20 protein-coding genes are annotated in these 26,262 nt (G+C 74.3%); 4 read left to right on the forward strand and 16 right to left on the reverse strand.

Annotation, left to right across the window (positions count from 1 at the left end):
• Positions 1-3 precede the first annotated feature (3 nt).
• Genes FS882_RS16375 through FS882_RS16385 form a run of 3 tightly spaced genes read right to left on the reverse strand, consistent with a single transcriptional unit; the run spans position 4 to position 3,223 of the window.
• Positions 4-870: a carbohydrate ABC transporter permease gene (locus FS882_RS16375; protein ID WP_158374579.1), complete on the reverse strand. Its 867-nt coding sequence runs from the start codon at positions 868-870 to the stop codon at positions 4-6.
• Positions 867-1,814, reverse strand: coding sequence for a carbohydrate ABC transporter permease (locus FS882_RS16380; RefSeq protein ID WP_158374581.1), 948 nt, complete (start codon positions 1,812-1,814; stop codon positions 867-869). The genes FS882_RS16375 and FS882_RS16380 overlap by 4 nt, the downstream gene beginning before the upstream one ends.
• On the reverse strand, positions 1,811-3,223 hold the full coding sequence (locus FS882_RS16385) for an ABC transporter substrate-binding protein (protein WP_187365339.1): 1,413 nt from the start codon (positions 3,221-3,223) through the stop codon (positions 1,811-1,813). Before FS882_RS16385 ends, FS882_RS16380 begins: the two co-directional genes overlap by 4 nt.
• Positions 3,224-3,329: 106 nt before the next feature.
• Here FS882_RS16385 and FS882_RS16390 point away from each other — a divergent pair, with 106 nt between their 5' ends.
• On the forward strand, positions 3,330-5,309 hold the full coding sequence (locus FS882_RS16390) for a glycogen debranching N-terminal domain-containing protein (protein ID WP_158374585.1): 1,980 nt from the start codon (positions 3,330-3,332) through the stop codon (positions 5,307-5,309).
• 85 nt (positions 5,310-5,394) lie between these two features.
• Here FS882_RS16390 and cimA read toward each other — a convergent pair whose 3' ends face one another.
• The 7 genes from cimA to FS882_RS16425 form a co-directional block, all read right to left on the reverse strand.
• On the reverse strand, positions 5,395-7,050 hold the full coding sequence (gene cimA / locus FS882_RS16395; RefSeq protein WP_262348366.1) for a citramalate synthase: 1,656 nt from the start codon (positions 7,048-7,050) through the stop codon (positions 5,395-5,397).
• A gap of 279 nt (positions 7,051-7,329) precedes the next feature.
• Positions 7,330-8,439, reverse strand: a complete 1,110-nt coding sequence (locus FS882_RS16400) for a branched-chain amino acid aminotransferase (RefSeq protein WP_158374589.1) — start codon at positions 8,437-8,439, stop codon at positions 7,330-7,332.
• 101 nt (positions 8,440-8,540) lie between these two features.
• Entirely contained in the window at positions 8,541-9,584 is a 1,044-nt protein-coding gene (locus FS882_RS16405) for a 3-isopropylmalate dehydrogenase (RefSeq protein WP_158374591.1), read from the reverse strand.
• Between the two features lie 44 nt (positions 9,585-9,628).
• The gene (locus tag FS882_RS16410) at positions 9,629-10,189 is read right to left on the reverse strand and encodes an ASCH domain-containing protein (RefSeq protein WP_158374593.1); all 561 of its coding nucleotides are present in this window, start codon (positions 10,187-10,189) and stop codon (positions 9,629-9,631) included.
• Between the two features lie 134 nt (positions 10,190-10,323).
• Positions 10,324-11,352, reverse strand: coding sequence for a ketol-acid reductoisomerase (ilvC, locus tag FS882_RS16415; protein ID WP_147796003.1), 1,029 nt, complete (start codon positions 11,350-11,352; stop codon positions 10,324-10,326).
• Between the two features lie 42 nt (positions 11,353-11,394).
• Positions 11,395-11,919 carry an acetolactate synthase small subunit gene (ilvN, locus tag FS882_RS16420; protein WP_158374595.1) on the reverse strand — a complete coding sequence of 175 codons (525 nt, stop codon included), beginning with the start codon at positions 11,917-11,919 and terminating at the stop codon, positions 11,395-11,397.
• Between the two features lie 10 nt (positions 11,920-11,929).
• The gene (locus FS882_RS16425; RefSeq protein ID WP_158374597.1) at positions 11,930-13,831 is read right to left on the reverse strand and encodes an acetolactate synthase large subunit; all 1,902 of its coding nucleotides are present in this window, start codon (positions 13,829-13,831) and stop codon (positions 11,930-11,932) included.
• Positions 13,832-14,199: 368 nt separating this feature from the next.
• Here FS882_RS16425 and FS882_RS16430 point away from each other — a divergent pair, with 368 nt between their 5' ends.
• Positions 14,200-14,865 (forward strand): hypothetical protein, encoded by a 666-nt coding sequence (locus FS882_RS16430; RefSeq protein ID WP_158374599.1) that lies wholly within the window; start codon positions 14,200-14,202, stop codon positions 14,863-14,865.
• A gap of 12 nt (positions 14,866-14,877) precedes the next feature.
• Here FS882_RS16430 and FS882_RS16435 read toward each other — a convergent pair whose 3' ends face one another.
• The 6 genes from FS882_RS16435 to FS882_RS16460 form a co-directional block, all read right to left on the reverse strand.
• Entirely contained in the window at positions 14,878-16,599 is a 1,722-nt protein-coding gene (locus FS882_RS16435) for a glycoside hydrolase family 13 protein (RefSeq protein WP_158374601.1), read from the reverse strand.
• Positions 16,600-16,640: 41 nt separating this feature from the next.
• Positions 16,641-17,720, reverse strand: coding sequence for an ABC transporter permease subunit (locus FS882_RS21110; RefSeq protein WP_187365340.1), 1,080 nt, complete (start codon positions 17,718-17,720; stop codon positions 16,641-16,643).
• On the reverse strand, positions 17,717-18,676 hold the full coding sequence (locus FS882_RS16445) for an ABC transporter ATP-binding protein (protein ID WP_158374603.1): 960 nt from the start codon (positions 18,674-18,676) through the stop codon (positions 17,717-17,719). Before FS882_RS16445 ends, FS882_RS21110 begins: the two co-directional genes overlap by 4 nt.
• 150 nt (positions 18,677-18,826) lie before the next feature.
• Positions 18,827-20,542, reverse strand: coding sequence for a dihydroxy-acid dehydratase (gene ilvD, locus FS882_RS16450; protein ID WP_158374606.1), 1,716 nt, complete (start codon positions 20,540-20,542; stop codon positions 18,827-18,829).
• An 80-nt stretch (positions 20,543-20,622) separates the two neighbouring features.
• A complete protein-coding gene (gene ilvD, locus FS882_RS16455; protein ID WP_158374608.1) occupies positions 20,623-22,485 on the reverse strand; it encodes a dihydroxy-acid dehydratase in 1,863 nt (620 codons plus the stop codon).
• Between the two features lie 132 nt (positions 22,486-22,617).
• Entirely contained in the window at positions 22,618-23,301 is a 684-nt protein-coding gene (locus FS882_RS16460) for a VOC family protein (protein ID WP_158374610.1), read from the reverse strand.
• A 316-nt stretch (positions 23,302-23,617) separates the two neighbouring features.
• Here FS882_RS16460 and FS882_RS16465 point away from each other — a divergent pair, with 316 nt between their 5' ends.
• Both FS882_RS16465 and FS882_RS16470 read left to right on the forward strand, forming a co-directional pair.
• Positions 23,618-24,424, forward strand: coding sequence for a MerR family transcriptional regulator (locus tag FS882_RS16465; protein WP_158374612.1), 807 nt, complete (start codon positions 23,618-23,620; stop codon positions 24,422-24,424).
• A 291-nt stretch (positions 24,425-24,715) separates the two neighbouring features.
• Positions 24,716-26,077, forward strand: coding sequence for a cryptochrome/photolyase family protein (locus FS882_RS16470; protein ID WP_158374614.1), 1,362 nt, complete (start codon positions 24,716-24,718; stop codon positions 26,075-26,077).
• Positions 26,078-26,262 lie beyond the last annotated feature (185 nt).

Genomic DNA, 26,262 nt, shown 5'->3' on the forward strand with positions numbered 1-26,262 from the left:
CGCTCACCCCTTGTCGGCACCGGCGGCCAGGCCGTCGGTGAGCTTGCGCTCGGCCAGCGAGTACAGCACCACGATCGGCACGGTGAGCAGGACCGAGCCGGCCATCAGCACCGTCTTCGCGACCTCGACGCCGTTCGACAGCTGCGACAGCCCGAGCGACACGGTCCACAGGTCGCGCTTCGCGGTGAGGAACAGCAGCGCGAACAGGAACTCGTTCCACGCGATCATGAACACGTACAGCAGCGTGGACATGATCGTCGGCATCGCCAGCGGCACGGTGATCCGGCGCATGGTCTGCAGCCGGGTGGCGCCGTCGACCCGGGCCGCCTCCTCGATCGACACCGGGATGGTGTCGAAGTAGTTCCGGAGCATGTGGATCGAGACGGGGATGTTCAGCGCGACGTACACGATCACCAGGCCGACCAGCGACTCCCGGATGCCCAGCCTGGAGAACGCGACGAACAGCGGCACGGCCAGGATGATCGCCGGGAACATGTACACGACGAGGAACAGCGACGACAGGTGCCGCCGCCCGGTGAACCGCAGCCGGGACACCGCGTACGAGCCCGGGATCACCACCAGCAGCGTCACCGCGGCGGTCACCAGGGACACGACCGCGGAGTTGCCCATGAACCCGCCGAAGCCCTCGCCGCCGGCCGAGCGCGGCAGGAGCACCTGCCGGTAGGTGTCGAGCGTCAGGTCGCCGAGCGGCACCCACAGCCGGGACGGGTCCCGGAGCAGCTGCTCGATCGGGACGAAGCTCAGCAGCACCATGTAGTAGAACGGGAAGATCGCGCTGATCAGCAGGATCACGATGAGCGCAGGACGGGCGACGGCCAGCACCCGCCGCTCCACGGCCAGGCGGTTCACGACTCGGGCTCCTTCCGGCCGGTCAGCACGAAGTACACGGCGAGCAGCGCGCACAGCACGAGCGCGAGCACCACCGCGGTCGTGGCCCCGCCGCCGAAGTCGAACGACCCCACGAGCTGGTTGTAGACGCGCACCGCGGACACCTCGGTCCCGGCCGCCCCGCCCGTGAGCAGGTAGACGTCGTCGAACTTGTTGAACGTCATGATCATCCGCAGCACCGCGAGCAGGGCGAGCACCGGCATCAGCTGCGGGAGCGTGACGTGGCGGAACGCCTGCGTCGGGGTGGCGCCGTCGAGCACCGCGGCCTCGTCCACGTCCCGCGGCAGCGCGGTCATGCGCGCCGCGATGAAGATGAGCGCGAACGGGAAGTACCGCCAGATCTCGAACGCGATCACCGTGAGCAGCGCGTAGGGCGCGCGCCCCAGGAAGTCGATCGGCTGGTCCCAGCCGAGCCAGCGCGTGCCGCCGATGTTCACGATCCCGAACTGCGGGTTGAGCATCATCTGCCAGACGAACGCCATGGCCACGACCGGCGCGACGTACGGGAGCAGCAGCAGCGCCCGCACCGCCCCGCGCCCGCGGAACCCGCGGCGCAGGGCGAGCGCCGCCGCCAGGCCGACCGCGATCGAGCCGGCGGTGGTGCTCACGGAGTACACGACCGTCGTCCACAGCGAGCGCCAGAACCCCGCCGAGGTCAGCACGTCGGCGTAGTGCTCGAGCGTGAAGGAGCCGAACAGGCTGCCCCCGCGCAGGGAGCGCAGCGAGACGTCCTGGAACGACAGCACGACGTTCCACGCGATCGGCACCACGATCGTCACGAGGATGATGACGGCCGCCGGCAGCACCAGGCCGAGGCCCTCCAGCTGCTCGCGCCGGCGGGCGGCCCGCCGCCGGGGGCGCACGCTCGGCGCGCTCCCGGCGGTGGGCACCTGCGTCACGGTCACGACAGGCTCGCGGCGATGCCCGCGACCGCCTCGTCCGCCTGCCGGGCCGCGCCCGCGGCGTCGAGCGCGCCGGCGGCCAGGTCGGCGATCGCCTTCGGGATCGGCATCTGCGTGCCGAGCGGGCCGAGCAGCGCGCCGTCGCCGGACGTGATGGCCCAGCGGTCCAGCGTCGTCGGCGCGGCGGCGATCGCGTCCACCACGTCCTGCCCGTACACGTCCGCCATCGCGGCCTTGCTGTCGACGCCCATCTGCAGCCCGTTCCAGGCGTCGCTGAACCGCGTCGGGTCCTCGGGAGTGCCCAGCCGCACCGGGATCTTGCCCTCGGGTGCCTGCTCCATCCAGTCCTCGTACCCCTCGGTGAGGACGAACTCGATGTACTGCTGCGCGGCGTCGGTGTCCGCGCCGTCCAGCACGGCGAAGTTCTGCACCTCGCCGTACGAGCCGGGTGCGTCCGTGTCCGGCCCGGCGACCGAGGTGATCACCCCGGAGTTCGCCGCGAGGAACCCCGGGTCGTCCACGCACTCGGGGCAGGTCGGGATCGCGTCGTTGCGCAGCCCCGCGAGCTCGTCGAGCAGGAACGTCGACCACAGCACCATCGCGGCCTGGCCGGCGAAGTAGGTGGCACGCGTCGAGTCGACGCTCTGCGTGCCGGCCGGCGAGTAGTCGCGGGCCAGGGTCTCGTACAGCTCCCACGTGGTCGTGCACGCCGCGGACGCGAGCGCGGGCTCGCCGTCCTCGACCACCTGGCAGCCGTTGCCGAGCGCCAGGGTCTCGAAGGTCTGCGCGGTGAAGATGTCGGACGCGTCGGTCGCGAGGGTGATGCCGAACATCCCGGGCTCGGTGAGCGCGGCCGCCGCGGTCTCCAGCGCCTCGTAGGTGGTCGGCGGCTCGAGGCCGGCCGCCTCGAACAGATCGGTCCGGTAGACCAGGATCTGCGACCAGGCGTCCGAGGGCACGCCCACCTGGACGCCCCCGTCGCGGGTCAGCGCCAGCGCCGCCTCGGCGAACGTCTCCTCGCCCAGCGCCTCGACCACCCGGGCGTTGGCACCGGTGTCGACCAGGTCCTCGCCGACCAGCTGCCGGACGAAGCTCAGGTTCAGCAGCGAGATCACGTCCGGCAGCTCGCCGGACAGCGCCGCGGACTGGATCAGCTGCGGCGCCTGCCCCTCCTCGACGGCGACCAGGTCCACCTCGATCCCGGTCTTGTCGGTGAAGGCCTCAGCGATCTGCCGCTGCACCGCGATGCGCGGTTCCTGCGCCTCCGCGGTCCAGACGACCAGCGGCCGGTCGCCGTCGGCGGCCGCCGCGTCGCCGCTGCCGCCGCTGCCGCCGCAGGCCGTCAGGGCCAGCAGGCCGCCGACGGCGACCAGCCCGGTGGCGCGTCGCCGCGCCGTCTGTCGGTTCCTCATCGTCGCTCCCCAGTGAGCCGGATGTGACTTCTGCATACTGACATGACACAAGTAGTCTAGCCAATAGGGTTATCTCACGATCCCATCACGATGCGAGGAGGCAGTCGTGCCCGAGCCGGACGTCCAGGTGCGCGGGGGCACCGTCCTGATCGCCGACGAGGCGGGCCAGATCCGCCCGCCGGGAACCGACGCGCACGCCGTGCAGCGCGCCGCCGGTCTGCACGTCCGGGACTGCCGGGTGCTGTCCCGGTGGCTGCTGCGCGTCGACGGCGCCGAGCCCGTCCCCGCGGGCGGCGTGACCCGCACCGGCGACCGGACCGTCGCGCTGCTCCCGCGCACCGCCCGCGGCGAGAGCCCCGGCGCGTGGGTCGTCCGCGAGCAGCGGATCGACGCCGCCGGCCTGGTCGACCGGGTCACCCTGCGGAACCTCGGCGCCGCCCCGCGCGAGGTCGCCCTGACCCTCGAGGTGTCCGGCGACTTCGCCGACCAGTTCACGCTCCGCGGCGACGGCCGCGCGTACCCCGCGGCGCCGCCGCCGTCCGCCGGGTCGGACGCCGGGGTGCTGCGGCTGCGGTTCCGGTGGGCGGTGCCCGGGCGACCGGCGTTCGCGCGCGCGGTCGAGGTGTCGGCCGACCCCCGCCCCGCCGTCACCCTCGGCGACCGCGGCGAGGGCACTCACCTGCTGCGGTGGACCGCGGCGCTGCCGCCGGGCGGTGCGTGGGCGGTCGAGGTGCGCGTGCGGGACACGGGGGTGCCGGGGGACGCGGGGGTGCCGAGGGCCGCGGGGGTACGGGAGGACACGGGGGTGCCGGCCCACGCGCGGCGCGCCCGTGCCGCGACGACCGCCGGGCCGGCGCACCCCGCCCCGGCTCCCGCCCCCCGCACCTCGGCCGCCCGGGTGCACGCCGCCTCCGCCGCCGACCTCGACGGTCTGGTCATGCCCGCGCCGCACGCCCGGGACGCGGACGTGCCCGCCGCCGGGCCACCGTGGTTCCAGATCCTCGCCGGCCGCGACGGCGTGCTGACGGCGCTGCTCGCGGAGCACTCCCACCCGCACCTGCTGCCCGGCGTGCTCACCGCGCTGGCGCGCACCCAGGGCTGCCGCACCGACCCCGCGCGGCTGGAGCAGCCGGGCAAGATCGTGCACGAGCTGCGCTCCGGCCCGCTCGCCGACCTGGGGCTGGTGCCGTACGGCCGCTACTACGGCAGCGTCGACGCCACCCCGCTGTTCCTGCTGGGCCTCGGGCGCCTCGCGGACCGGGCCGACGCCGGGTCCCGGGCGCTCGTGCGGGACCTGGCGCCCGCCGCCCGCGCGGCCGTCGGCTGGTTGCGCGGCGACGGCGGCCTCGACGCCACCGGCTTCGTCACCTACACCCCGGACCCCGCGGGCCTGCGCAACCACGGCTGGAAGGACTCCTGGGACGCGATCGCGCACCCCGACGGCCGGCTCGCCGACGGGCCGATCGCGCTCGTCGAGGTGCAGGCCTACACCTGGGCGGCGCTGCGCGCCGCCGCGCGGTGCGCCCGAGACGCGTGGGACGACCCCGGCTGGGCGGCCGAGCTCGACGCGCTGGCAGCGGACCTGCGAGGGCGGTTCCACGACCGGTTCTGGCTCCCGGACCGGCGGTTCCTCGCGCTCGCCCTGGACGGCGGCGGCGCGCCCGTCCGCACGCTCACCTCCAACGCGGGGCACGCGCTGTGGTCCGGCGTGCTCGACCCGGACGCCGCGCGCGAGGTGGCGGCGCGGCTCGCCTCGGACGACTTCTGCTCGGGGTGGTCGATCCGCACCGTCGCGCGGTCCGAGCCCGCCTACCAGCCGCTGTCGTACCACCGCGGCTCCTGCTGGCCGCACGACACGGCGCTGGCGATGGCAGGCGCGGACCGGTACGGGCTCGTCACCGAGGCCCGCGGCCTGGCGGGCGCCGTCGTGCGGGCCGGCGAGGCGTTCGACGGCCGGCTGCCCGAGCTGTTCGCCGGTTTCGGCGCCGACGAGCACCCCGCCCCCGTCCGCTACGCCTACGCAGCCCGGCCCCAGGCCTGGAGCGCCGCCGCGGCCCTGGCGGCCGCCGACCACCTCCTGCGCTGACCCGCCCGCCGCCCGCCGCCCGCCGCCCGCCGCACTCAGCGGCGACCTCGCGGGGCGTGCGGGAGGGGGCGCCGCGGGGGCGGGGTCAGCGCGGGGTGATGCCCCGGTTGCGCAGGCCCCAGATCGCCGAGTCCGTCAGCGCCTCCCAGGACGCCTCGATCAGGTTCGGCCCGACGCCCACGGTGCTCCACGCCGTCTGGCCGTCGCTCGTCTCGATGAGCACCCGGGTCACCGCGTCGGTGCCGTGCATGGCGTCGAGGATGCGCACCTTGAAGTCGATCAGCTCGAACGCCGCCAGCTCCGGGTAGACCCGCTGGAGCGCGAGCCGCAGCGCGTGGTCCAGGGCGTTGACCGGGCCGTTCCCCTCGCCGGTCGCGACGATCCGCTCGCCCCCGGCGTGCAGCTTGACCGTGGCCTCGGCCGTGGCGGGCGTGCCGCGGGAGCCGGCGCGCTCGACGATCGTGCGCCAGGACTCGACCCGGAAGTACGCCGGCCGGGAACCGTCGACCTCCTCGGCGAGCAGCAGCTCGAACGAGGCGTCCGCGGCGTCGTAGGTGTAGCCCTGCGCCTCGGCGTCCTTGACGCGGTTGGTGACGCGGGTGAGCACCTCGTCCTGCCCGGCCAGGTCGAAGCCGAGCTCGCGGCCCTTGAGCTCGATCGACGCGCGGCCGGCCATCTCGGACACCAGCATCCGCATGTCGTTGCCGACGGCCTGGGGGTCGATGTGCTGGTAGAGGTCGGGGTCGACGCGGATGGCCGAGGCGTGCAGGCCGGCCTTGTGCGCGAACGCGCTCGCTCCGACGTACGGCTGGCGGGCGAACGGCGCGATGTTCGTGATCTCGCTGATCTGGTGCGCGATCCGGGTCATCTCGCCCAAACCGCCGGGGCGGTCGGCGGGCGGGACCAGGACGCTGCGGCCGGTCTTGAGCTCGAGGTTGGCGACGGTCGCGAGCAGGTCGGCGTTGCCGGTGCGCTCGCCGTAGCCGTTGACGGTGCCCTGCAGGTGCACGGCGCCGGCCTCGACCGCCGCGAGCGAGTTCGCGACCGCGCAGCCCGAGTCGTTGTGCGCGTGCACGCCGAGCCGGGTCAGGGCGTCGGCGGTGCCGAGCGCGGCACGCAGGTCACGCACCACCTCGGTCACCTGGAACGGCAGCATCCCGCCGTTGGTGTCGCACAGCACGACGGTCTCGGCGCCCGCCTCGACGGCCGCGAGCACGACGTCGCGCGCGTAGGCCGGGTCGAACCGGAAGCCGTCGAAGAAGTGCTCGGCGTCGACGACGACCCGGCGGCCCTCGCCGACCAGCAGCCGCACGGAGTCGGCGACCATCGCGAGGTTCTCGGGCCCGGTGGTCCGGAGCGCGCGCTCGACGTGGCGCGAGTCGGACTTGGCGACGAGGGTGACCACCGGCGCCTCGGAGTCGAGCAGGGCGCGCAGCTGGGGGTCGTCCCACGCGCGCACGCCCGGCTTGCGGGTCGCGCCGAACGCGGCGAGCACCGCGTGCCGGAGGTCGAGCTCCTTCGCGGCCCGGGCGAAGAACTCGGTGTCCTTGGGGATCGCGCCCGGCCAGCCGCCCTCGATGTAGCCCACGCCCAGGTCGTCGAGCAGCGGCGCGATGGCCAGCTTGTCGGCGACCGAGAGGTTCATGCCCTCCTGCTGGGCGCCGTCGCGCAGCGTGGTGTCGTACACGTCGAACGCCGCGGGGCCGCCGGCGGCGGGGTGGGCCGCGCCGCCGCGGGGCAGGGTGGCGGGGGCGTCGGAGGCGGTGGGCTCGGTCACGGGGAGTGCTTCTCTCGGCGAGGGGACGAGGCGAGCTGCCGGGGGTGCGCGCCGGGTCGGCGTGCGGGTCGAGCAACAAAAAGACCCCCCGGGTTCGGGAGGTCGGCGCGTCCGCGGGGTGGGGCGGACGCGCTAGGCGATGACGATCGGGAGACCGGACATGGGCTCATCGTGGCACACGTCACGCGGGACGTCAGCCCCGTCCACCGTGCGGGACGGGGCCGACGTCGGGCGCCGCGCGCGTCAGACCAGGCGGTGCATCCAGCCGTGCGGGTCGGCCGCGCGGCCGTACTGGATGTCGGTCAGGCGCTGCCGGATGCTCTGCATGACCGGACCGGCCTCGCCGTCGCCGACGGTCACGTCGAAGTCGCCGCCCGCGAGCCGGCCGATCGGCGTGACGACGGCGGCGGTGCCGCAGGCGAACACCTCGGCCACGCTGCCGTCGCGCAGGCCGGCGAGCAGCTCGGCGAGCGGGATGTCCCGCTCGTGCACCTCACGGCCGTCCTCGGTCAGCAGCTGCAGGATCGAGGAGCGGGTCACGCCCTCGAGGATCGAGCCGGTGAGCCGAGGGGTGGACACCGAGCCGTCGGCGCCGACCACGAACACGTTCATGCCGCCGAGCTCCTCGAGCAGCGTGCCGGTCGCGGCGTCCAGGAAGCACACCTGCTCGCAGCCGCGGGCGTAGGCCTCCTGCTGCGGGAGCAGGCTCGCGGCGTAGTTGCCGCCGCACTTGGCCGCGCCGGTGCCGCCGGCCGCGGCGCGCGAGTAGTCCTCGGACACCCAGATCGACACCGGCTTCACGCCGCCGGCGAAGTACGAGCCGACCGGCGAGGCGATCACGAGGTACTCGGCCTGCATCGACGGCCGCACGCCCAGGAACGCCTCGGAGGCGTACATGAACGGGCGGAGGTAGAGGCTGGTCTCCTCCCCCGACGGCACCCAGGCCTCGTCGGTCCGGACCAGGGCGGTCACCGACGCGAGGAAGTCCTCGGTGGACAGCTCGGGCAGCGCGAGCCGCCGGGCGGAGCGCTGCAGCCGCTCGGCGTTGGCCTGCGGGCGGAACGTCCACACCGAGCCGTCGGCGTGCCGGTACGCCTTGAGGCCCTCGAAGATCTCCTGGGCGTAGTGCAGCACCGCGGTGGCGGGGTCGAGCAGCAGCGGGCCGTACTTCTCGACCCGGCGGTCGTGCCAGCCCAGCCCCTGCGTCCAGGAGACCCGCGCCATGTGGTCGGTGAACACGGTGCCGAACTTCGGCGTGGCGAGCAGCGACTCCCGCTCGGCGTCGGGCGTCGGGGTGTCGGTGGGACGGACCTCGAAGGTGGAACCGAGGTCGGTCGTGTCGGAGATGCTCATGTGTCTGCGGCCTTTCACCAGGAGTCTGATCTGACGGTACCTGGGCGACGGCCGGGGTGGGACGGGCGCGGGACGCGGCGGTGCGCCCCGAGCGGGCGGGGTCAGCCGGCGATGCGCGCGGCGAGGTCCTTGCCCACCTCGGCCGTCGACCGTACTCGGCCGCCGCGCTCCGCGACGTCCGCCGCGACGGCGGCCTCGACGCGGGCCGCGGCCTCGCGCTCGCCCAGGTGCTCGAGCAGCAGCGCGACGGACAGCACCGTGGCGGTGGGGTCGGCCTTGCCCTGCCCGGCGATGTCCGGGGCGGAGCCGTGCACCGGCTCGAACATGCTCGGCGCGGTGCGGTCCGGGTTGATGTTGGCGGACGCGGCCAGGCCGATGCCGCCGACGATCGCGCCGGCCAGGTCCGTGAGGATGTCACCGAACAGGTTGTCCGTCACGATCACGTCGAACCGGGCCGGGTCGGTCACCAGGAAGATCGTCGCCGCGTCCACGTGCAGGTAGTCGACCGTCACGTCCGGGAACTCGGCGTTCACGGCCTCGACGGTGCGCCGCCACAGGTGGCCGGCGTGCACGAGGACGTTGTGCTTGTGCACCAGCGTGAGCTTCCGGCGGGGGCGGGCGTTCGCGCGGGCGAACGCGTCGCGCACCACCCGCTCGACGCCGAAGGCGGTGTTGACGCTGACCTCGTTGGCGATCTCGTGCGCGGTGCCCACCCGGATCGCGCCGCCGTTGCCGACGTACGGGCCCTCGGTGCCCTCGCGGACGACGACGAAGTCGACGTCGCCCGGGGTCGCCAGCGGCGAGGCCACGCCCGGGTACAGCTTGGCGGGGCGCAGGTTCACGTAGTGGTCCAGGGCGAAGCGCAGCTTGAGCAGCAGCCCGCGCTCCAGCACGCCGGACGGCACGCTGGGGTCGCCGATGGCGCCGAGCAGGATCGCGTCGTGCGAGCGGATCGCCTCGAGGTCGGCGTCGGTCAGCGTCTCGCCGGTCGCGTGCCAGCGGCGCGCGCCCAGGTCGAAGTCGGTCGTGGTGACCGTGCTGCCCGAGCCGGACAGGGCCGCCTCCAGGGCCAGGAGACCCTGCTCCACGACCTCGGTGCCGATGCCGTCACCCGCGACGACGGCCAGGTTGATGCGCTGCGCCATGCTGCCCACCCTAGTGAGTCGTCTTACGAACCGGGACGACCGTCTCAGGCCTCGGACGGGCCGGCGGACGGACCCCGGTCGCCGGGACGCGGGTACAGCAGCTCGAACCGCTCGACGACGACCGGCGTCGCGTCGGTGAGCTCCGCGCCCAGCGCCGCCAGCACGGGGCCCCAGGAGTCCTCGCGCTCCGCGCGCCAGGACGCGAGCGTCCCGTCGCCCTCCCCCTCGGCCCGTGCGACGTCGTCCCCCACCTCGCCGAACGGCACCGTCTCCACCCGCGTGGTGCGGATCAGCGCGCCCGGCCGGCCGGCGCCGTCGGTCACGATCGACAGGTCGCCCTTGACGGGCAGCGGCTCGTCGGCGTGCTCGAACTCCGGCAGGGCCGTCGACGTGGCGGTCTTGCTGCCGTCGAGCACGAGCGCGAGGGCCGCGTCGGCGAGCGCCGGGTCGTCGCCGAACGCCCAGGACGGCGGTACCAGCGACCCCGCGATCCCCGGCCCGGTCACGGCGGCGACCCGCATCACCCCGGCCCGGACCCGGGCGACCTCCCAGAACCGGAGGACCTCGTCGGGGTGCATGCTGTCGGCGGCGGCGTCGTCGGTCATGCGGCCCATCCTCCCGGACGCGAGCAGAAACCACGACGCCGAGACAGGACCGTCCCGCCGAGAGAGGACCGTGGACGGTCCTCTCTCGGCGCGGAGGTCCTCTCTCGGCGCGCGAGCGTCGAGCAGCGCGCGGGTCAGCGCGCGGCGGAGCCCTCGACGTAGTCCGTGTCGGACGGCTTCACCCAGGCGAACAGCTTGCGCAGCTCGCGGCCCACGGGCTCGATCGGGTGGTTCTGGCCCTTCTCGCGGAGCTCCTTGAACTCCGGCGCGCCCGCGTCCTGGTCCGTGATGAACCGCTCGGCGAAGGCGCCGTTCTGGATGTCCGCGAGGACGGCCTTCATGTTCTCCTTCACGTCGGGCGTGATGACCCGCGGGCCGGAGACGTAGTCGCCGTACTCGGCCGTGTCGGAGACGGACCAGCGCTGCTTGGTGATGCCGCCCTCGAAGATGAGGTCGACGATCAGCTTCAGCTCGTGCAGCACCTCGAAGTACGCGACCTCGGGCTGGTAGCCGGCCTCGGTCAGGGTCTCGAAGCCGTACTGGATCAGCTGGGACACACCGCCGCAGAGGACGGCCTGCTCGCCGAACAGGTCGGTCTCGGTCTCCTCGGTGAACGTGGTCTTGATGCCGGCGGCGCGCAGGCCGCCGATGCCCTTGGCGTAGGACAGCGCGAGGTCCCAGGCGGAGCCCGACGCGTCCTGCTCGACGGCGACGATCACCGGCACGCCGCGGCCGTCGACGTACTCGCGGCGCACGAGGTGGCCCGGGCCCTTGGGGGCGACCATGACGATGTCGTGGCCGGCCTCGGGCTTGATGTAGCCGAACCGGATGTTGAAGCCGTGGCCGAACACCAGCGCCGCGCCCTCGGTCAGGTTCGGGGCGATCTCGTCGCGGTAGATGTGCCGCTGCACCTGGTCCGGCGCGAGGATCACGACGACGTCGGCGCCCTGGACGGCCTCGGCCACCGTGGCGACCTTGAGGCCCTCGTTCTCCGCCTTGGCGCGGGAGGCGGAGCCCTCGCGGAGGCCGACGGTCACGTCGACGCCCGAGTCGCGCAGGTTCAGCGCGTGCGCGTGCCCCTGGCTGCCGTAGCCGATGACGGCGACCTTCTTGCTCTGGATGATCGACAGGTCGGCGTCGTCGTCGTAGAACAGCTCAGCCACGATGGTTCTCCTTGTGTGTGCGGGGTCGTGCGGACGGACGGATCAGGCGGACCGGCTGACGCGCTCGAGCGCGCGGTCCGTGATGGAGCGGGGCCCGCGGCCGATGGCCACGATGCCGGACTGGACGATCTCGCGGACGCCGAACGGCTCGAGCGCCGCCAGCAGCGCCGTGAGCTTGCCCGGGCTGCCGGTGGCCTCGATGGTCACGGTGTCCGGCACGACGTCGACGACGTGCGCCCGGAACAGCTCGACCACCTCGAGCACCTGGGTGCGGACGGCGCCCTCGGCGCGGACCTTGACCAGCAGGAGCTCGCGCTGCACGGAGGCGGCGTCCTCGAGCTCGACGATCTTGATCACGTTGATCAGCTTGTTCAGCTGCTTGGTGACCTGCTCCAGCGGCAGGGCGTCGACGTCGACCACGACGGTGATCCGGGAGATCTCGTCGTGCTCGGTCGGGCCCACCGCGAGGGAGTGGATGTTGAACGACCGGCGGGCGAACAGGCCGGCGACGCGGGTCAGCACGCCGGGCTTGTTCTCCACGAGGACGGAGAGGGTGTGACGGCTCATGTTCTCTTCCTCAGTCCTCGCGGTCCCACGCCGGGGAGATGCCCCGGGCGTACTGGATGTCGTCGTTGCTCACGCCGGCGGCGACCATCGGCCACACCATCGAGTCGCGCGACACCGTGAAGTCCACGACGACGGGCTGGTCGTCGATCTCCATCGCGCGCTTGATCGTGGCGTCCACGTCCGCGGTGGTCTCGCAGCGCAGGCCGACCGCGCCGTAGGCGTCGGCGAGCTTCACGAAGTCGGGGACGTGGATGGTGCCGTGGCCGGTGTGCAGGTCGGTGTTCGAGTACCGGGACTCGTAGAACAGCGTCTGCCACTGCCGGACCATGCCCAGCGAGGAGTTGTTGATCACCGCGACCTTGATCGGGATCTCGTTGATCGTGCAGGTGGCGAGCTCCTGGTTGGTCATCTGGAAGCAGCCGTCGCCGTCGATCGCCCACACGGTGCGGTCGGGCTGGCCGACCTTCGCGCCCATCGCCGCGGGCACCGAGAAGCCCATGGTCCCGAGGCCGCCGGAGTTCAGCCAGGAGTTCGGCCGCTGGTACTTGATGAACTGCGCGGCCCACATCTGGTGCTGGCCGACGCCCGACACGAAGATCGACTCCGGCCCGGACAGCTCGCCGATCCGGGAGATCACGTGCTGCGGCGCGAGGTGGCCGTCGGTCGGCTCGTCGTAGCCCAGCGGGAACGTCTCCCGCCAGGAGTCGATCTGCTGCCACCAGGCCTCGAGGTCCGGCTTGCCGTGCTGCACCTGCTCGCGGGCGAGCTCGGGCAGCAGGTCCGCGATGACCTCGCGCAGGTCGCCGACGATCGGCACGTCCGCCGCGCGGTTCTTGCCGATCTCCGCGGGGTCGATGTCGGCGTGCACGATCGTGGCGTTCGGCGCGAACGACGACAGCTTGCCGGTCACCCGGTCGTCGAACCGCGCGCCGAGCGCCACGACCAGGTCGGCCTTCTGCAGCGCGGCGACCGCGGCCACCGTGCCGTGCATGCCGGGCATGCCGAGGTGCTGCGGGTGCGTGTCGGGCAGCGCGCCGCGGGCCATCAGCGTGGTGACCACGGCGGCGCCGGACTCGTCGACCAGGCGGCGCAGCTCGGCGGACGCACCGGAGCGGATCACGCCGCCGCCGACCATCAGCACGGGGCGGCGGGCCGTCGCCAGCAGCCGGGCCGCCTCGCGGATCTGCTTGCCGTGCGGCTTGGTCACCGGGTGGTAGCCCGGCAGGTCCAGCTGCTGCGGCCAGGTGAAGGTGGTGTCGGTCTGCATGGCCGACTTGGCGATGTCCACGAGCACCGGGCCCGGGCGGCCGGTCGACGCGATGTGGAACGCCTCGGCGATCGTCCGCGGGATGTCGTCCGGGTCGGTCACCAGGAAGTTGTGCTTGGTGATCGGCAGCGTGATGCCGACGATGTCGGCCTCCTGGAACGCGTCCGTGCCGATCAGCGACGCGCCGACCTGGCCCGTGATCGCGACCAGCGGGATCGAGTCCATGTTCGCGTCGGCGATCGGGGTCACCAGGTTGGTCGCGCCGGGGCCGGACGTCGCCATCGTGACGCCGACCTTGCCGGTCGCCTGGGCGTAGCCGGTCGCCGCGTGGCCGCCGCCCTGCTCGTGCCGCACGAGGATGTGCCGGAGCCGGGTGGAGTCCATCAGCGGGTCGTACGTCGGCAGGATCGCGCCGCCGGGGATGCCGAAGACGACCTCGGCGCCGGCCTCCTCGAGCGAGCGGACGATCGACTTCGCGCCGGTGACCTGCTCGGTGACGACGGGGCGGGGGCGGGCGGCGGGAGCGGCGTCGCGGGCGGCGGTCGGCTCGGCGAGTCGCGCGGGCTCGCGCGGCTCGGGCGCGCCGGCGGGCGCTGCGGGCGTGGCCGGCCTGCGGGGCGGTGCCGGGTGGGGGCCCTGGACCATCGGTGTCTCCTGCGTCTGTGCGGGTGGAGCGGTGCTGCTGCGGCGGCCGGGGGCCGCGTGGTGCCGCGCGGTGGGGCTGCGTCGGCACGAAAAAACCCCCCGGGCCCGAGTGCCGGGCGGATCGAGGGGTGCGCGCGCTGACGAGCCTTCCGTGCGTGGCTCTAGCCGGCGCGCCCGGGAAGTACTACGAGGAGGAGGTTCGTCCGCATGCCACAGGACACTACGCCCCGGCCGGTCGGGTGTCACGCCCGGCCGAGGCCGTCTCACATCGTGGTCCACGGGTCCACCAGGTGATCGGTACCGACTCGTGACCCGCCGCGTCCCGCGCCTCCCGCCCGCGCGCGCCCCGCGCTCCTAGCCTCGGTGCCATGACCCGCACCCGCACGTCCGCCCGCCGCCCGCTGCTCGCGGGCTCCGCCGTCGCGCTGCTCGCCCTGGTCGCCGCGTGCGGCGGCACGGACGACGCACCCACCGGCGACGCGTCCACCACCGCCGCCCCGCCTGCCACGACCTCCCCCGCGACGACGCCGTCGCCGACCGCCACCGCCACGGGCGACGCGACGGACGCGGACGCCGACGCCGCGGCGCCCGCGTTCCCGGGCGACACCGCCGCCGACACCGCCGACGCCTCCGCCGACGCGGCGCTCACCGTCACCGACGTCCGCGTCGGCCACCACGACGGCTACGACCGGGTCGTCTTCGAGCTCGGCGGCACCGGGACCCCGGGCTGGCGGGTCGAGTACGTGGATGCGGCCGTCGAGGACCCGACGGGCGAGACCGTCGACGTCGCCGGCGACAGCCCGCTGCAGGTCGTCCTCACCGGCACCGCCTACCCGACCGACACCGGCCTGACCGAGTTCCCGCTGCGGCAGCCGGTCACCGCCGCCGGCACCACCGCGGTCACCGAGGCCGTGCTGCTGGGCACCTTCGAGGCGCAGACCCAGGCGTTCGTGGGCGTGACCGGCGAGCCGCGCCCGTTCCGGGCCTACCTGCTCCCCGACCCGGTGCGGGTGGTGGTCGACGTCCAGCAGTGACGCCGGAGGTGGTCAGCGCCGGCGCACCACCCGCGCCTCCCACGGCCGCAGCGTCGTCGGCTCCCCGGCGTCGGCGTGCGTCCCGAGCACAAGGTCGCCCCAGCCGCCGTCGTCCGCGAGCGGCCAGGCGTCCCCGAGGTCGACGACCCGCTCCTCCCCCGACACGTTGACGACGACCAGCAGCGCGTCCCCGTCGAGCTCCCGGGTGTAGGCGTAGACCTGCTCGTCCTCGGGCAGCAGCATCGTGAAGTCGCCGAGCGCGACCACCGGGTCGGTGTGCCGGAGCTCGATCAGCCGGCGGTGGTGGTGGAACACCGAGTCCGGGTCGGCGCGCTCGGCGGCCGCGTTGACCTCGACGTGGTTCGGGTTCACCGCGAGCCACGGGGTGCCCGTCGTGAACCCGGCCTGCGGCGAGTCGTCCCACTGGACGGGCGTGCGCGCGTTGTCCCGGCTCATCGCCGCGAGACCCGCGAGCAGCTGCTCGTCGGTGGCCGACGCGAGCGTCCGGGCCTGGGCGACGTGGTTGACCGACTCGATGTCCCGGTACTGGTCGAACCGCGTGAAGTGCGCGTTCGTCATCCCGAGCTCCTCGCCCTGGTAGACGTACGGCGTCCCGCGATGCAGGTGCAGCAGCGTGGCGAGCGCCTTCGCCGACTCCCGGCGGTGCTTCCCGTCGTCGCCGAACCGGGACACCACCCGCGGCTGGTCGTGGTTGTCCCAGTACAGGCTGTTCCACCCGGTCTCGGCCAGCCCCGCCTGCCAGCGCCCGAAGGTCGCCTTGAGGTCGGTCAGCCGCAGCGGCTTCGGGTCGAACTTGCCGCCCGGGCCGTGGTCGAGGCCGACGTGCTCGAACTGGAACACCATGTCGACCTCGCGCCGGGCCGGGTCGGTGTACTTCCGGGCCTCCTCCAGCGTGACGCCCGGCGTCTCCCCCACGGTGAGCAGCCGGTCGGCGCGGCCCTCGAACACCTCGCGGTGCATCTCCTGCAGGTACTCGTGCACCCGCGGGCCGTCCGTGTAGTGCGCGCTGCCGTCGCCCCACACCCCGGCGATCACCGGCCCGTCCGGCAGCGCGGTGTCCTTGGAGATGAGGTTGATGACGTCCATCCGGAAGCCGTCGACCCCGCGGTCCAGCCACCAGCGCATCATCGCGTAGACGGCCTGCCGGACCTCCGGGTTCTCCCAGTTGAGGTCCGGCTGCTTCCGGCTGAACAGGTGCAGGTAGTACTCCCCCGACGCCTCGTCCAGCTCCCAGGTCGAGCCGGAGAAGAACGAGTGCCAGTTGGTCGGCTCCGCGCCGGGCTGCCCCGGCGCCATGCCGGCGCGCGGGGGCCGCCACCAGTACCAGTCGCGCTTCGGGCTGTCCGGGCCGCTGCGGCTCTCGGTGAACCACGGGTGCTCGTCGGACGTGTGGTTCACCACCAGGTCCATGAGCAGCTTCATGCCCCGCTCGTGCAGCGCGGCGATGAGCTCGTCCAGGTCCGCGAGCGTGCCGAACGACGGGTCGACGTCCTGGTAGTCGCTGATGTCGTAGCCGTTGTCGTCCTGCGGCGAGCGGTAGATCGGCGACAGCCACACCACGTCGACGCCGAGGGCGCTCAGGTGGTCCAGGCGGGAGATGATCCCGCGCAGGTCGCCGACGCCGTCGCCGTCGGAGTCCTGGAACGACCTGGGGTAGATCTGGTAGACGACGGCTCGGGTCCACCACGGTGCGTCTTCGACGGTCCATGCCATGCGCCCACCCTGGCATGCGGCGCGGTGGGGCGCAGCCGACGTCAGTCGACGTCGCGGTGCCGGAACATCAGGCCGCCGAGGACCACCAGGACGACCGTCACCACCCCGAGCAGCACCCCGCCGTGCAGCATCGACACGCTCCGCTCGGCCGTGCACATCCCGGCCTGCGGGACGCCGTCGAGCGGCGCGCACGGCACCGTGACCCAGTACGTCAGGCCGCCCTCCAGCCAGGCGAGCAGCGACGAGCGCACCGTCCAGGGGGACAGCGCCGGGTGCAGGCCGGCCAGCACGCCGTCGACGAGCAGCAGCCAGCCGATGCCGACGCCGAGCGCTCCCGCCGCGCTGCGCAGCAGGAAGCCGAGCGCCGCGCCGACCGCCCCGAGCGCCGCGGCGGCCGCCAGCGCCCGGAGCGCCTGCCACCCGAGGGCGGTCCACCACGCGGCGGTGAGCTCGCCGACCGCGTCGTGCACGCTCGCCGCGACCCACGCGCCGCCGACCGTGAGCGCGAGCGCCACCGCCGTCGGCACCAGCACGCCGGCCGCGGCGACCGTGACCTTGCTCGCGTAGACCCGACCGCGCCGGGGGACGAACGTGAGCCAGGTCCCCAGAGCCCCGGTGCCGATCTCGGCCGTCACGAACGTGACACCGGACGCGAAGGCGAGCAGGAGCAGGAAGGTCGTCACCCCCGACGCCCAGGTGGGGCCCGAGTCCGCGAGGGTCGGCTGGGGCGGCAGGTACGCCTCGAGGCGGGGCTCCTGGTCGTCGCAGCGCCAGTCCGCCCCGGGGTCCGTCTCCTGCGCGAGGGCCTCGCCCTCGCGGCAGTCGGCGACGTACTGCTCGCCGTTCTCGGCCCAGTCCTCCTGGGCGAAGGCGTACTGCTGCTCCGCCTCCGCGATCGCGCGCTCCGACGGGGGCCGGGCCGCGGCGAACACGCTCGCGACGACCACGAGCGCCGCGACCACCGCGAGCAGGGCCAGCCACCGGATGGCGGCGCGGTACCGGAACCGGCGGGCCTCGACGCGCACCAGGCCGGCTCGGGGACGGCGGGCGCCGGCCGGGTCGGCGGCGGGGCCGGCAGAGCGCGCGTCCGGGCGCCGGGCGGTGCCCTGAGCGGCGCTCATGCGCGCACCCGCCGGCCGTGCGGCGCCGGCCGGCCCTGGTGCGAGGCGGCGGTGCCGTCCTCGCCCGTCCCGGTCAGCGCGAGGAACACCTGCTCCAGGTCGGCGCGACCCGGCGCGAGCTCGTGCAGGTACAGCCCGCGGTCGGCCAGCGCCCGCGTGATCTCCGCCGGCGCGGCGCCGGCGACGAGCAGCCCGCCCGCGCCGTCGGGCCGCACCGCCCAGCCGCGCTCGCCGAGCACCGCCGCGGCCTCCGCCGGACGCTCCACGCCCACGCGGGTCTCCCCCGCGCCTGCCGCGGCCAGCAGGTCCTCGACCCGGCCGCCCGCGACGAGGCGGCCCTGCGTCACGATCGACACCGTGTCGGCCACCTGCTGCACCTCCGCGAGGATGTGGCTCGACACCAGCACGGTCTTCCCGGCAGCCGCGAGGTCCCGCATCGTCTGCCGCACCTCGTGGATGCCGGCCGGGTCCAGGCCGTTCGTGGGCTCGTCGAAGATGACCAGCTCGGGGTCCTTGAGCAGCGTGGACGCGATCGCCAGCCGCTGCTTCATGCCGAGCGAGTAGGTGCGGAACGCGCTCGACGCCCGGTCCGCGAGTCCGACGTCGGCGAGCACCCGGTCGACCTGGGCGGCGGGTGCCCCGATCGCCGCGGCGAGCAGCTCGAGGTTCCGCCGCCCGGAGAACGCCGGGAAGAACTTCGGCGACTCGACGATCGCACCGACCCGGGCGACGACCTCGGGCAGCGCCGCGGGGACGGGGCGGTCGAGCACGCGCACGACGCCCGAGTCCGGTCGGATGAGCCCGAGCAGCATCCGGATCGTCGTCGTCTTGCCCGCCCCGTTCGGACCGAGGAACCCGTGCACGCCGCCGAGCGGCACGTCCAGGTCGAGCCCGCCCACCGCGACGACCTGCCGGCCCCGGTGCCGGTAGGTCTTCCGCAGGCTGCGGGTGCTCACGGCGGTGGTCCCCGCCGGCGCCGGCTCCGTCGTCACGCTCGCCCCCCGTCGCGTCGGGGCACCCGTCCGGTACCCCGACGCGACCCTAGCGGGCGGGCCGGGTCCGGCGGAGGCGTTCGCGCAGATCAGGCCCGCCGGCTCCGGCGGGCCTCAGATCAGCACCGCCCCCGTCGACGCCGACTGCACGAGCTTCGCGTACTTGGCGAGCACACCCCGCGTGTACCGCGGGGGCAGCGGCGCCCACCCGACCCGGCGGGCGGCGAGCTCCTCCTCGGGCACCAGCAGGTCGAGCGTCGCGTTCGCGACGTCCAGCCGGATCCGGTCGCCGTCCCGCACGAACGCGATCGGGCCCGCGTCCACGGCCTCGGGCGCGACGTGCCCGACGCACAGGCCCGTGGTGCCCCCGGAGAACCTGCCGTCGGTGAGCAGCAGCACGTCCTTGCCCAGCCCGGCGCCCTTGATCGCGCCCGTGATCGCCAGCATCTCGCGCATGCCCGGGCCGCCCTTGGGGCCCTCGTACCGGATGACCACGACGTCGCCCGCCTGGATGGTGCCGTCCTCCAGCGCGTCCAGGGCGGCCCGCTCGCGCTCGAACACCCGGGCGGTGCCCTCGAACACGTCGGTGTCGAAGCCCGCCGACTTCACGACGGCGCCCTCCGGGGCCAGCGACCCGTCGAGGATCGTGATGCCGCCGGTGTGGTGGATCGGGTTGTCCAGGGCGCGCAGGATCTTGCCGTCCGGGTCGGGCGGGGCGACGTCGGCGAGGTTCTCCGCGACCGTCTTCCCGGTGACGGTGAGGCAGTCGCCGTGGATCAGGCCCGCGTCCAGCAGCGCCTTCATGATGACCGGGACGCCGCCGATGCGGTCGACGTCCGCCATGACGTACCGGCCGAACGGCTTGAGGTCGCCCAGGTGCGGGACCTTCGCGGCGACGCGCTTGAAGTCGTCCAGCGTCAGGTCGACCTCGGCCTCGTGCGCGATCGCCAGCAGGTGCAGCACCGCGTTGGTCGAGCCGCCGAACGCCATGACCACCGCGATCGCGTTCTCGAACGCCTCCTTGGTCATGATCTGCCGCGCGGTGATGCCCTTGCGCAGCAGCTCGACGACGGCCTCGCCGGACCGCATCGCGAAGTTGTCCCGGCGGCGGTCCGCGCTCGGCGGGGCGGCGGAGCCCGGCAGCGACATGCCCATCGCCTCGGCCACCGACGCCATCGTGTTCGCGGTGTACATGCCGCCGCAGGCGCCCTCGCCGGGGCAGATGGCGCGCTCGATGCGGTCCAGGTCGCCCTTGCTCATCAGGCCGCGGGCGCACGCGCCGACCGCCTCGAACGCGTCGATCAGCGTGACGTCCTTCTCGGTGCCGTCCTCGAGCTTCACCCAGCCCGGCATGATCGAGCCCGCGTACAGGAACACGCTCGACAGGTCGAGGCGCGCGGCCGCCATCAGCATGCCCGGGAGCGACTTGTCGCAGCCGGCCAGCAGCACGGAGCCGTCCAGGCGCTCGGCCTGCATGACGGTCTCGACGCTGTCCGCGATGATGTCGCGGCTCACCAGGGAGAAGTGCATGCCCTCGTGGCCCATCGAGATGCCGTCCGAGACGGAGATGGTGCCGAACTCCAGCGGGTAGCCGCCGCCGGCGTGCACGCCGCTCTTGACCGCCTGCGCCAGCCGCTGCAGCGACAGGTTGCAGGGGGTGATCTCGTTCCAGGAGCTCGCGACGCCGATCTGGGGCTTCACCCAGTCCTCGTCGCCGAGCCCGACGGCGCGGAGCATGCCGCGCGACGCCGTGGCCTCGATGCCGTCGGTCACCTGCCGGGAGCGCGGCTTGATGTCGATGTCCGGGGTGTTCCCGCCCGTGGTCGTCATGAGCAGACTCTAGGCGCGCGAGGCGCGGCGCGCCCCTGACGTGCCGGGGCGCGCCGCGCGGCGCTCGGGTCGGGCTCGCGTCAGCCGCGGCGGAGGCGGCTCACGTCGCGGACCGCGCCGCGGTCGGCGGACGTCGCCATCGCGGCGTACGCCTGGAGCGCCGGCGAGACGTAGCGGTCGCGGTCGACCGGCTGCCACGGGTTCTCGCGCGCCTCCATCTTGGCGCGGCGGTCGGCCAGCACCTCGTCCGGCACGTTGACCCGGATGAGGCGGGTCTCGACGTCGATCTCGATCTCGTCGCCGTCCTCGATCAGGCCGATCGTGCCGCCCGCGGCCGCCTCGGGGCTGATGTGGCCCACCGAGATGCCGCTCGACCCGCCGGAGAACCGGCCGTCGGTGATGAGCGCGCACACCTTGCCGAGCCCGCGGCCCTTGATGAACGACGTCGGGTACAGCATCTCCTGCATGCCGGGGCCGCCGGACGGGCCCTCGTACCGCACGACGACGACGTGGCCCGGCTCGACCTCCTTGCGCAGGATCTTGTCGACCGCCTCGTCCTGCGACTCGCACACCAGCGCGCTCCCGACGAAGTGGAAGACGTCCGGGTCGATGCCGGCGGTCTTGATGATCGCGCCGTCCTCGGCCAGGTTGCCGCGGAGCACCGCCAGCCCGCCCTCGACGGTGTACGCGTGCGCGACGTCGCGGATGCAGCCGCCCGCGCCGTCGGTGTCGAGGGACTCCCACACGTTCGACGTCGAGAACGCCTGCGTGGTGCGGACGCCGCCGGGGGCGGCGTGGAACAGCGCCGTCGCGCGCTCGGTGGCCTTCCCGCCCCGGACGTCCCAGTCGTCCAGCCAGGCGCGCAGCGTCGGCGTGTGCACGCTGGTCACGTCGTGGTCGAGCAGCCCGGCGCGGTCGAGCTCGCCGAGCAGCGCGGGGATGCCGCCCGCCCGGTGCACGTCCTCCATGTGGTAGTCCGGGTGGTTCGGCGCGACCTTGGCCAGGCAGGGCACGCGGCGGCTGATCGCGTCGATGTCCTCGAGCGTGAAGTCGACCTCGGCCTCCTGCGCGGCGGCCAGCACGTGCAGCACGGTGTTCGTCGAGCCGCCCATCGCGACGTCGAGCGCCATGGCGTTGGCGAACGCGGCGCGGGTCGCGATGCCGCGGGGCGCCGCGGTGTCGTCCTCGTCGTCGTAGTACCGGCGGGCCAGGTCGACGATCGTGCGGCCGGCCTCGAGGAACAGCTCCTTGCGGGCCGCGTGCGTGGCCAGGGTCGAGCCGTTGCCGGGCAGCGACAGCCCCAGCGCCTCGGTGAGGCAGTTCATCGAGTTCGCGGTGAACATGCCGGAGCAGGAGCCGCAGGTCGGGCAGGCGTTCTCCTCGACCGTGGCCAGCGCCTGGTCGGAGACGTTGTCGTCCGCCGAGTAGTTGATCGCGTTGATGAGGTTGAGGTGCGTCTTCGCGACGCCGTCCGCGATGACCGCCTTGCCGGCCTCCATCGGGCCGCCCGACACGAAGATCACCGGGATGTTCAGCCGCAGCGCCGCGTTGAGCATGCCCGGCGTGATCTTGTCGCAGTTCGAGATGCACACCAGGGCGTCGGCGCAGTGCGCCTGCACCATGTACTCGACCGAGTCGGCGATCAGGTCGCGGCTGGGCAGCGAGTAGAGCATGCCCGCGTGGCCCATCGCGATGCCGTCGTCGACCGCGATGGTGTTGAACTCCTTGGCGACGCCACCCGCCTCCTGGATCGCCGACGCGACGAGGTCGCCCATGTCCTTGAGGTGCACGTGGCCCGGGACGAACTGCGTGTACGAGTTGGCGATCGCGATGATCGGCTTGCCGAAGTCCTCGGAGCCCATGCCGGTGGCGCGCCACAGGGCGCGGGCGCCGGCCATGTTGCGGCCGTGGGTCGAGGTACGAGAGCGCAGAGGACGACTCACGCTGGGGCTCCTTCGGACGAGCAGGGCGCCACCGCGGCGGCGGCGTGGCCGTCACCGTACGTCTGCGCACGTCACGGTGCGGCGGGCGTCCGTCCTGTGATCGACCGAGGGGCGAGACGGGGGCGGCCGCGCTCAGCCCTCCCCGCGGGCCTGCCAGGTGCAGACGCAGGCCTCGTTGCCCTCGGGGTCGGCCAGGACCCAGAACGCGGGCGCGCGCCGGTCGGACAGCAGCGTGCCCCCGGCGGCGAGGGCGGCCGCCACCCGGGCCTCGGCCTGGTCGTGCGGCACCGTGACGTCGACGTGGATCCGGTTGCGCTGCGGGCGCGGGGCGTCCATCTGCTGGAACCAGTACCCCGGTCCCAGGGCGGCCGGGTCCGCGAGCGCCGGGTCGTCCGGGTCGGTCCCGGGCTCCGGCTCGTAGCCCAGCACCGCGCGCCAGAAGGGGGCGACGCGCGGGATGTCGAGCGCGTCGATCGCGATCTCCTGCGAGGTGAGCGAGGCGGGGTCGCCGACCACCCCGAGCTCGTCCGCCGCGGCCGAGACGGCGGCCGCGAGCGCCAGGTCCGCCTCGGTGAGCCCGTGCGCGGCCCACGTGGTCGTCCGCACCTGGACGACGCCGGGCCGCAGCGTCACGTCGGGCGCGGCGCCGAGGCGCTCCGCCTCGGCCGCGACCCGGGCGACGAGCGCCGCGCCCGTGGCGAGGTCGGGGACCCGGAAGGCGGCCTGCAGCCACAGCAGCAGCACCCGCCAGTGCCGGGCGTCGACCCGCTCGGTGGCGGCGCCGGGACCGATGACGCGCTGCGCTGCGTTGTCCATGCCCCGACCCTCCCACCCCCCACCGACACGCCCCACCCCGCCCCCGGCCGCCCGCCGCCCTCGCCCGCCGCCCCACGGTCGCCGACCTCGGTCGCCGAGATAGGACCTCCGCGCCCAGATAGGGCCCTGCCGCGTCCTATCTCGACGGGACGGTCCTATCTCGGCGGTCGAGGGCGGGTCGGGCGGGTCGGGCGACTCGTGCGGCCGGGTCGGCGGGCGCGGGGCGAGAGGGCTTGCGGTTGACGCCGCGTCAACGCCTACCGTCGAGCAGCGACGGCGGAACGACCGCCGTCGGCGACACGACGGGGCGGGCGGCATGACCGGCACGACGGGCACGACGGGCACGGAGCGGTGGACCACCGCCGAGGTGGTGCGGCTGTCCGGGGTGACGTCCCGGACGTTGCGGCACTACGACGCGATCGGGCTGCTGCGCCCGGCCGGCACCGCGCCGGGCGGGCAGCGGGAGTACGGACGCGCCGAGCTGCTGCGGCTGCAGCAGGTGCTCGTGCTCCGGGAGCTCGGCGTCGGGCTGGCGGCGATCGGGGACATCCTCGACGCGGCCGCGCCCGGCGGGGGCGCCGGCGACCCGGCGCGCGTCCAGGCCGACCGGCTGCGCGAGCACCACGCCGCGCTGCTCGCGGAGCGGGACCGGCTGGACCGGCTCGCCCGCACCGTCGCCGCCACCATCGAGTCCCTGGAAGGGGGCACCGACATGCCTGCCGACGAGATGTACGACGGCTTCGACCACCGCCGGTACGAGGAGGAGGCGCGCGAGCGCTGGGGCGACGCGGCCGTGGAGCGCAGCACCCGCGCGTGGGAGGACCTGTCCGTGGACGAGCGCGAGGCGCACCGGCGCGAGGGCGAGGCCGTGAGCACGGGGCTGGCCGCGCTGCTGGCGGCGGGCACGCCCGTCACCGACGCCGCGGTGCGGGACCTGGTCGCCCGGCACCACGCCTGGGTCGCCCTGTTCTGGACCCCGGACGCCGAGGCGTACCGGAACCTGGCCGCCATGTACGTGGACGACCCGCGGTTCGCCGCGACCTACGAGGCCGTGGCGCCCGGGCTCGCGGTGTACCTGCGGGACGCGGTCGCGGCGCACGCGGACGCGGTCGCGGGCGGCTGATCGACCCGCGGGAGGTCGGGACCAACGGCCCAACCACGGGGCACCGCGCCGGGGCAGGCTGGGGCGCACGGACCAGCGGTCGTCTCTCCCCCGGGGCGACCACCGGGCTTCCCGCCCGGGGTCCGCTCCGGTCACCTGGCGACGACGACCCGTCGCCGGGTACCCCCAGTCGAGGCACCATCGGCTCATCGCCCGGGCCGGTGGTGCCTCGACGCAGGTCCGGTCACGCGCGCCGGACCCACGTCGGGCGCACGGCTCGCGACCACCGGTCCCCCTGGCTACCGTCGCCGGGTGACCGCGATCCACTGGTTCCGCCGCGATCTGCGGCTCGGCGACAACCCCGCGCTGCACGCGGCAGCCGCGCAGGGCGACGTGCTCGCGCTGTACGTCCTCGACCCGCGCCTGTGGGCGTCGTCGGGCGCACCCCGCCGGGCGTACCTGGCCCGGAGCCTCGCCGCGCTCGACGAGCAGACCGGGGGCCGGCTGCTGGTCCGGCTCGGCGACCCCCGCGAGGTGGTCCCGGCGGTGGCCCGCGAGATCGGAGCCGAGGACGTGCACGTGGCCGCGTCGACCGAGCCGTTCGGCCGGCGCCGGGACGACCACGTGGAGTGGACGCTCGAGGAGGACGGCCGCGCGCTGGTCCGGACCGGGTCGCCGTACGCGGTGACGCCGGGCCGGGTCCGCAACCAGTCCGGCACGCCGTACCAGGTGTTCACGCCGTTCCGCCGCGCCTGGGCCGAGCACGGCTGGCACTCCCCCGCGCCGGACGCGGCGGAGACGGTGCGCGCCGTCACGTTCCTCGACGGCGGCCGGTCCGACGCCGTGCCGGACGCCCCCGTGCCCGACGGCCTCGCGCTGCCGGAGGCCGGCGAGGCGGCGGCCCTCGCCCGGTGGGCGGAGATGCTGGACGGCCCCCTGTCCCACTACAAGGCGGAGCGCGACCGCCCGGACCTCGACAGCACCTCGCGGCTGTCGGTCCCGCTCAAGTGGGGCGAGATCCACCCGCGCACGATCCTGGCGGACCTCGCACACCGCCGCGGCGAGGGCGCCGACACGTTCCGCGGGCAGATCGCCTGGCGGGACTTCCACGCCGACGTGCTGTTCCACCACCCCCGCGGCGCGCACGAGTCGCTCACGCCCGTCATCCCGGAGAACGCCTGGGTGGACGGCCGCGCCGAGGCGAAGGCCCTCGCGGCGTGGGCCGAGGGCCGCACCGGCTATCCGCTGGTCGACGCCGGGATGCGGCAGCTGCGGGGCGAGGGCTGGATGCACAACCGGGTGCGGATGGCCGTCGCCTCGTTCCTGGTCAAGGACCTGCACGTGCGGTGGCAGCGCGGCGCGGACCACTTCATGGCCTGGCTGGTGGACGGCGACATCCCGCAGAACCAGATGAACTGGCAGTGGGTCGCCGGCACCGGCCGGGACGCGGCGCCGTACTTCCGGGTGTTCAACCCGGTGACCCAGGGCGTGAAGTTCGACCCGCACGGGCACTACGTGCGGCGCTGGGTGCCCGAGCTGCGCGACATCCCCGGCAAGGCGGTGCACGAGCCGTGGAAGCTACCGCGGTCGGCGGCGCCGGACTACCCCGAGCGGATCGTGGACCACGCGCACGAGCGGGCGGTCTCGCTCGGCGCGTACCAGTCCCTGCGCTGATCCCGGGCCGGCCCAGCGCCGCGAGACCGGTGCTTTCGCGTCAGATCGGTGGTTGCAGCCACCGATCTCGGTGCGAACCACCGATCTCGGCGGGCCCGGGCGCCGGGACAGAGGTCCCGGATTCCGGGCGCTCGCGTCCCGGGTGGCCCGGAAGCAGAGCGGCTCGGGACCTTCGGCCCCTCCGT

The organism is Cellulosimicrobium cellulans, assembly GCF_007679345.1.
In the GTDB taxonomy this organism is placed as follows: domain Bacteria; phylum Actinomycetota; class Actinomycetes; order Actinomycetales; family Cellulomonadaceae; genus Cellulomonas; species Cellulomonas cellulans_A.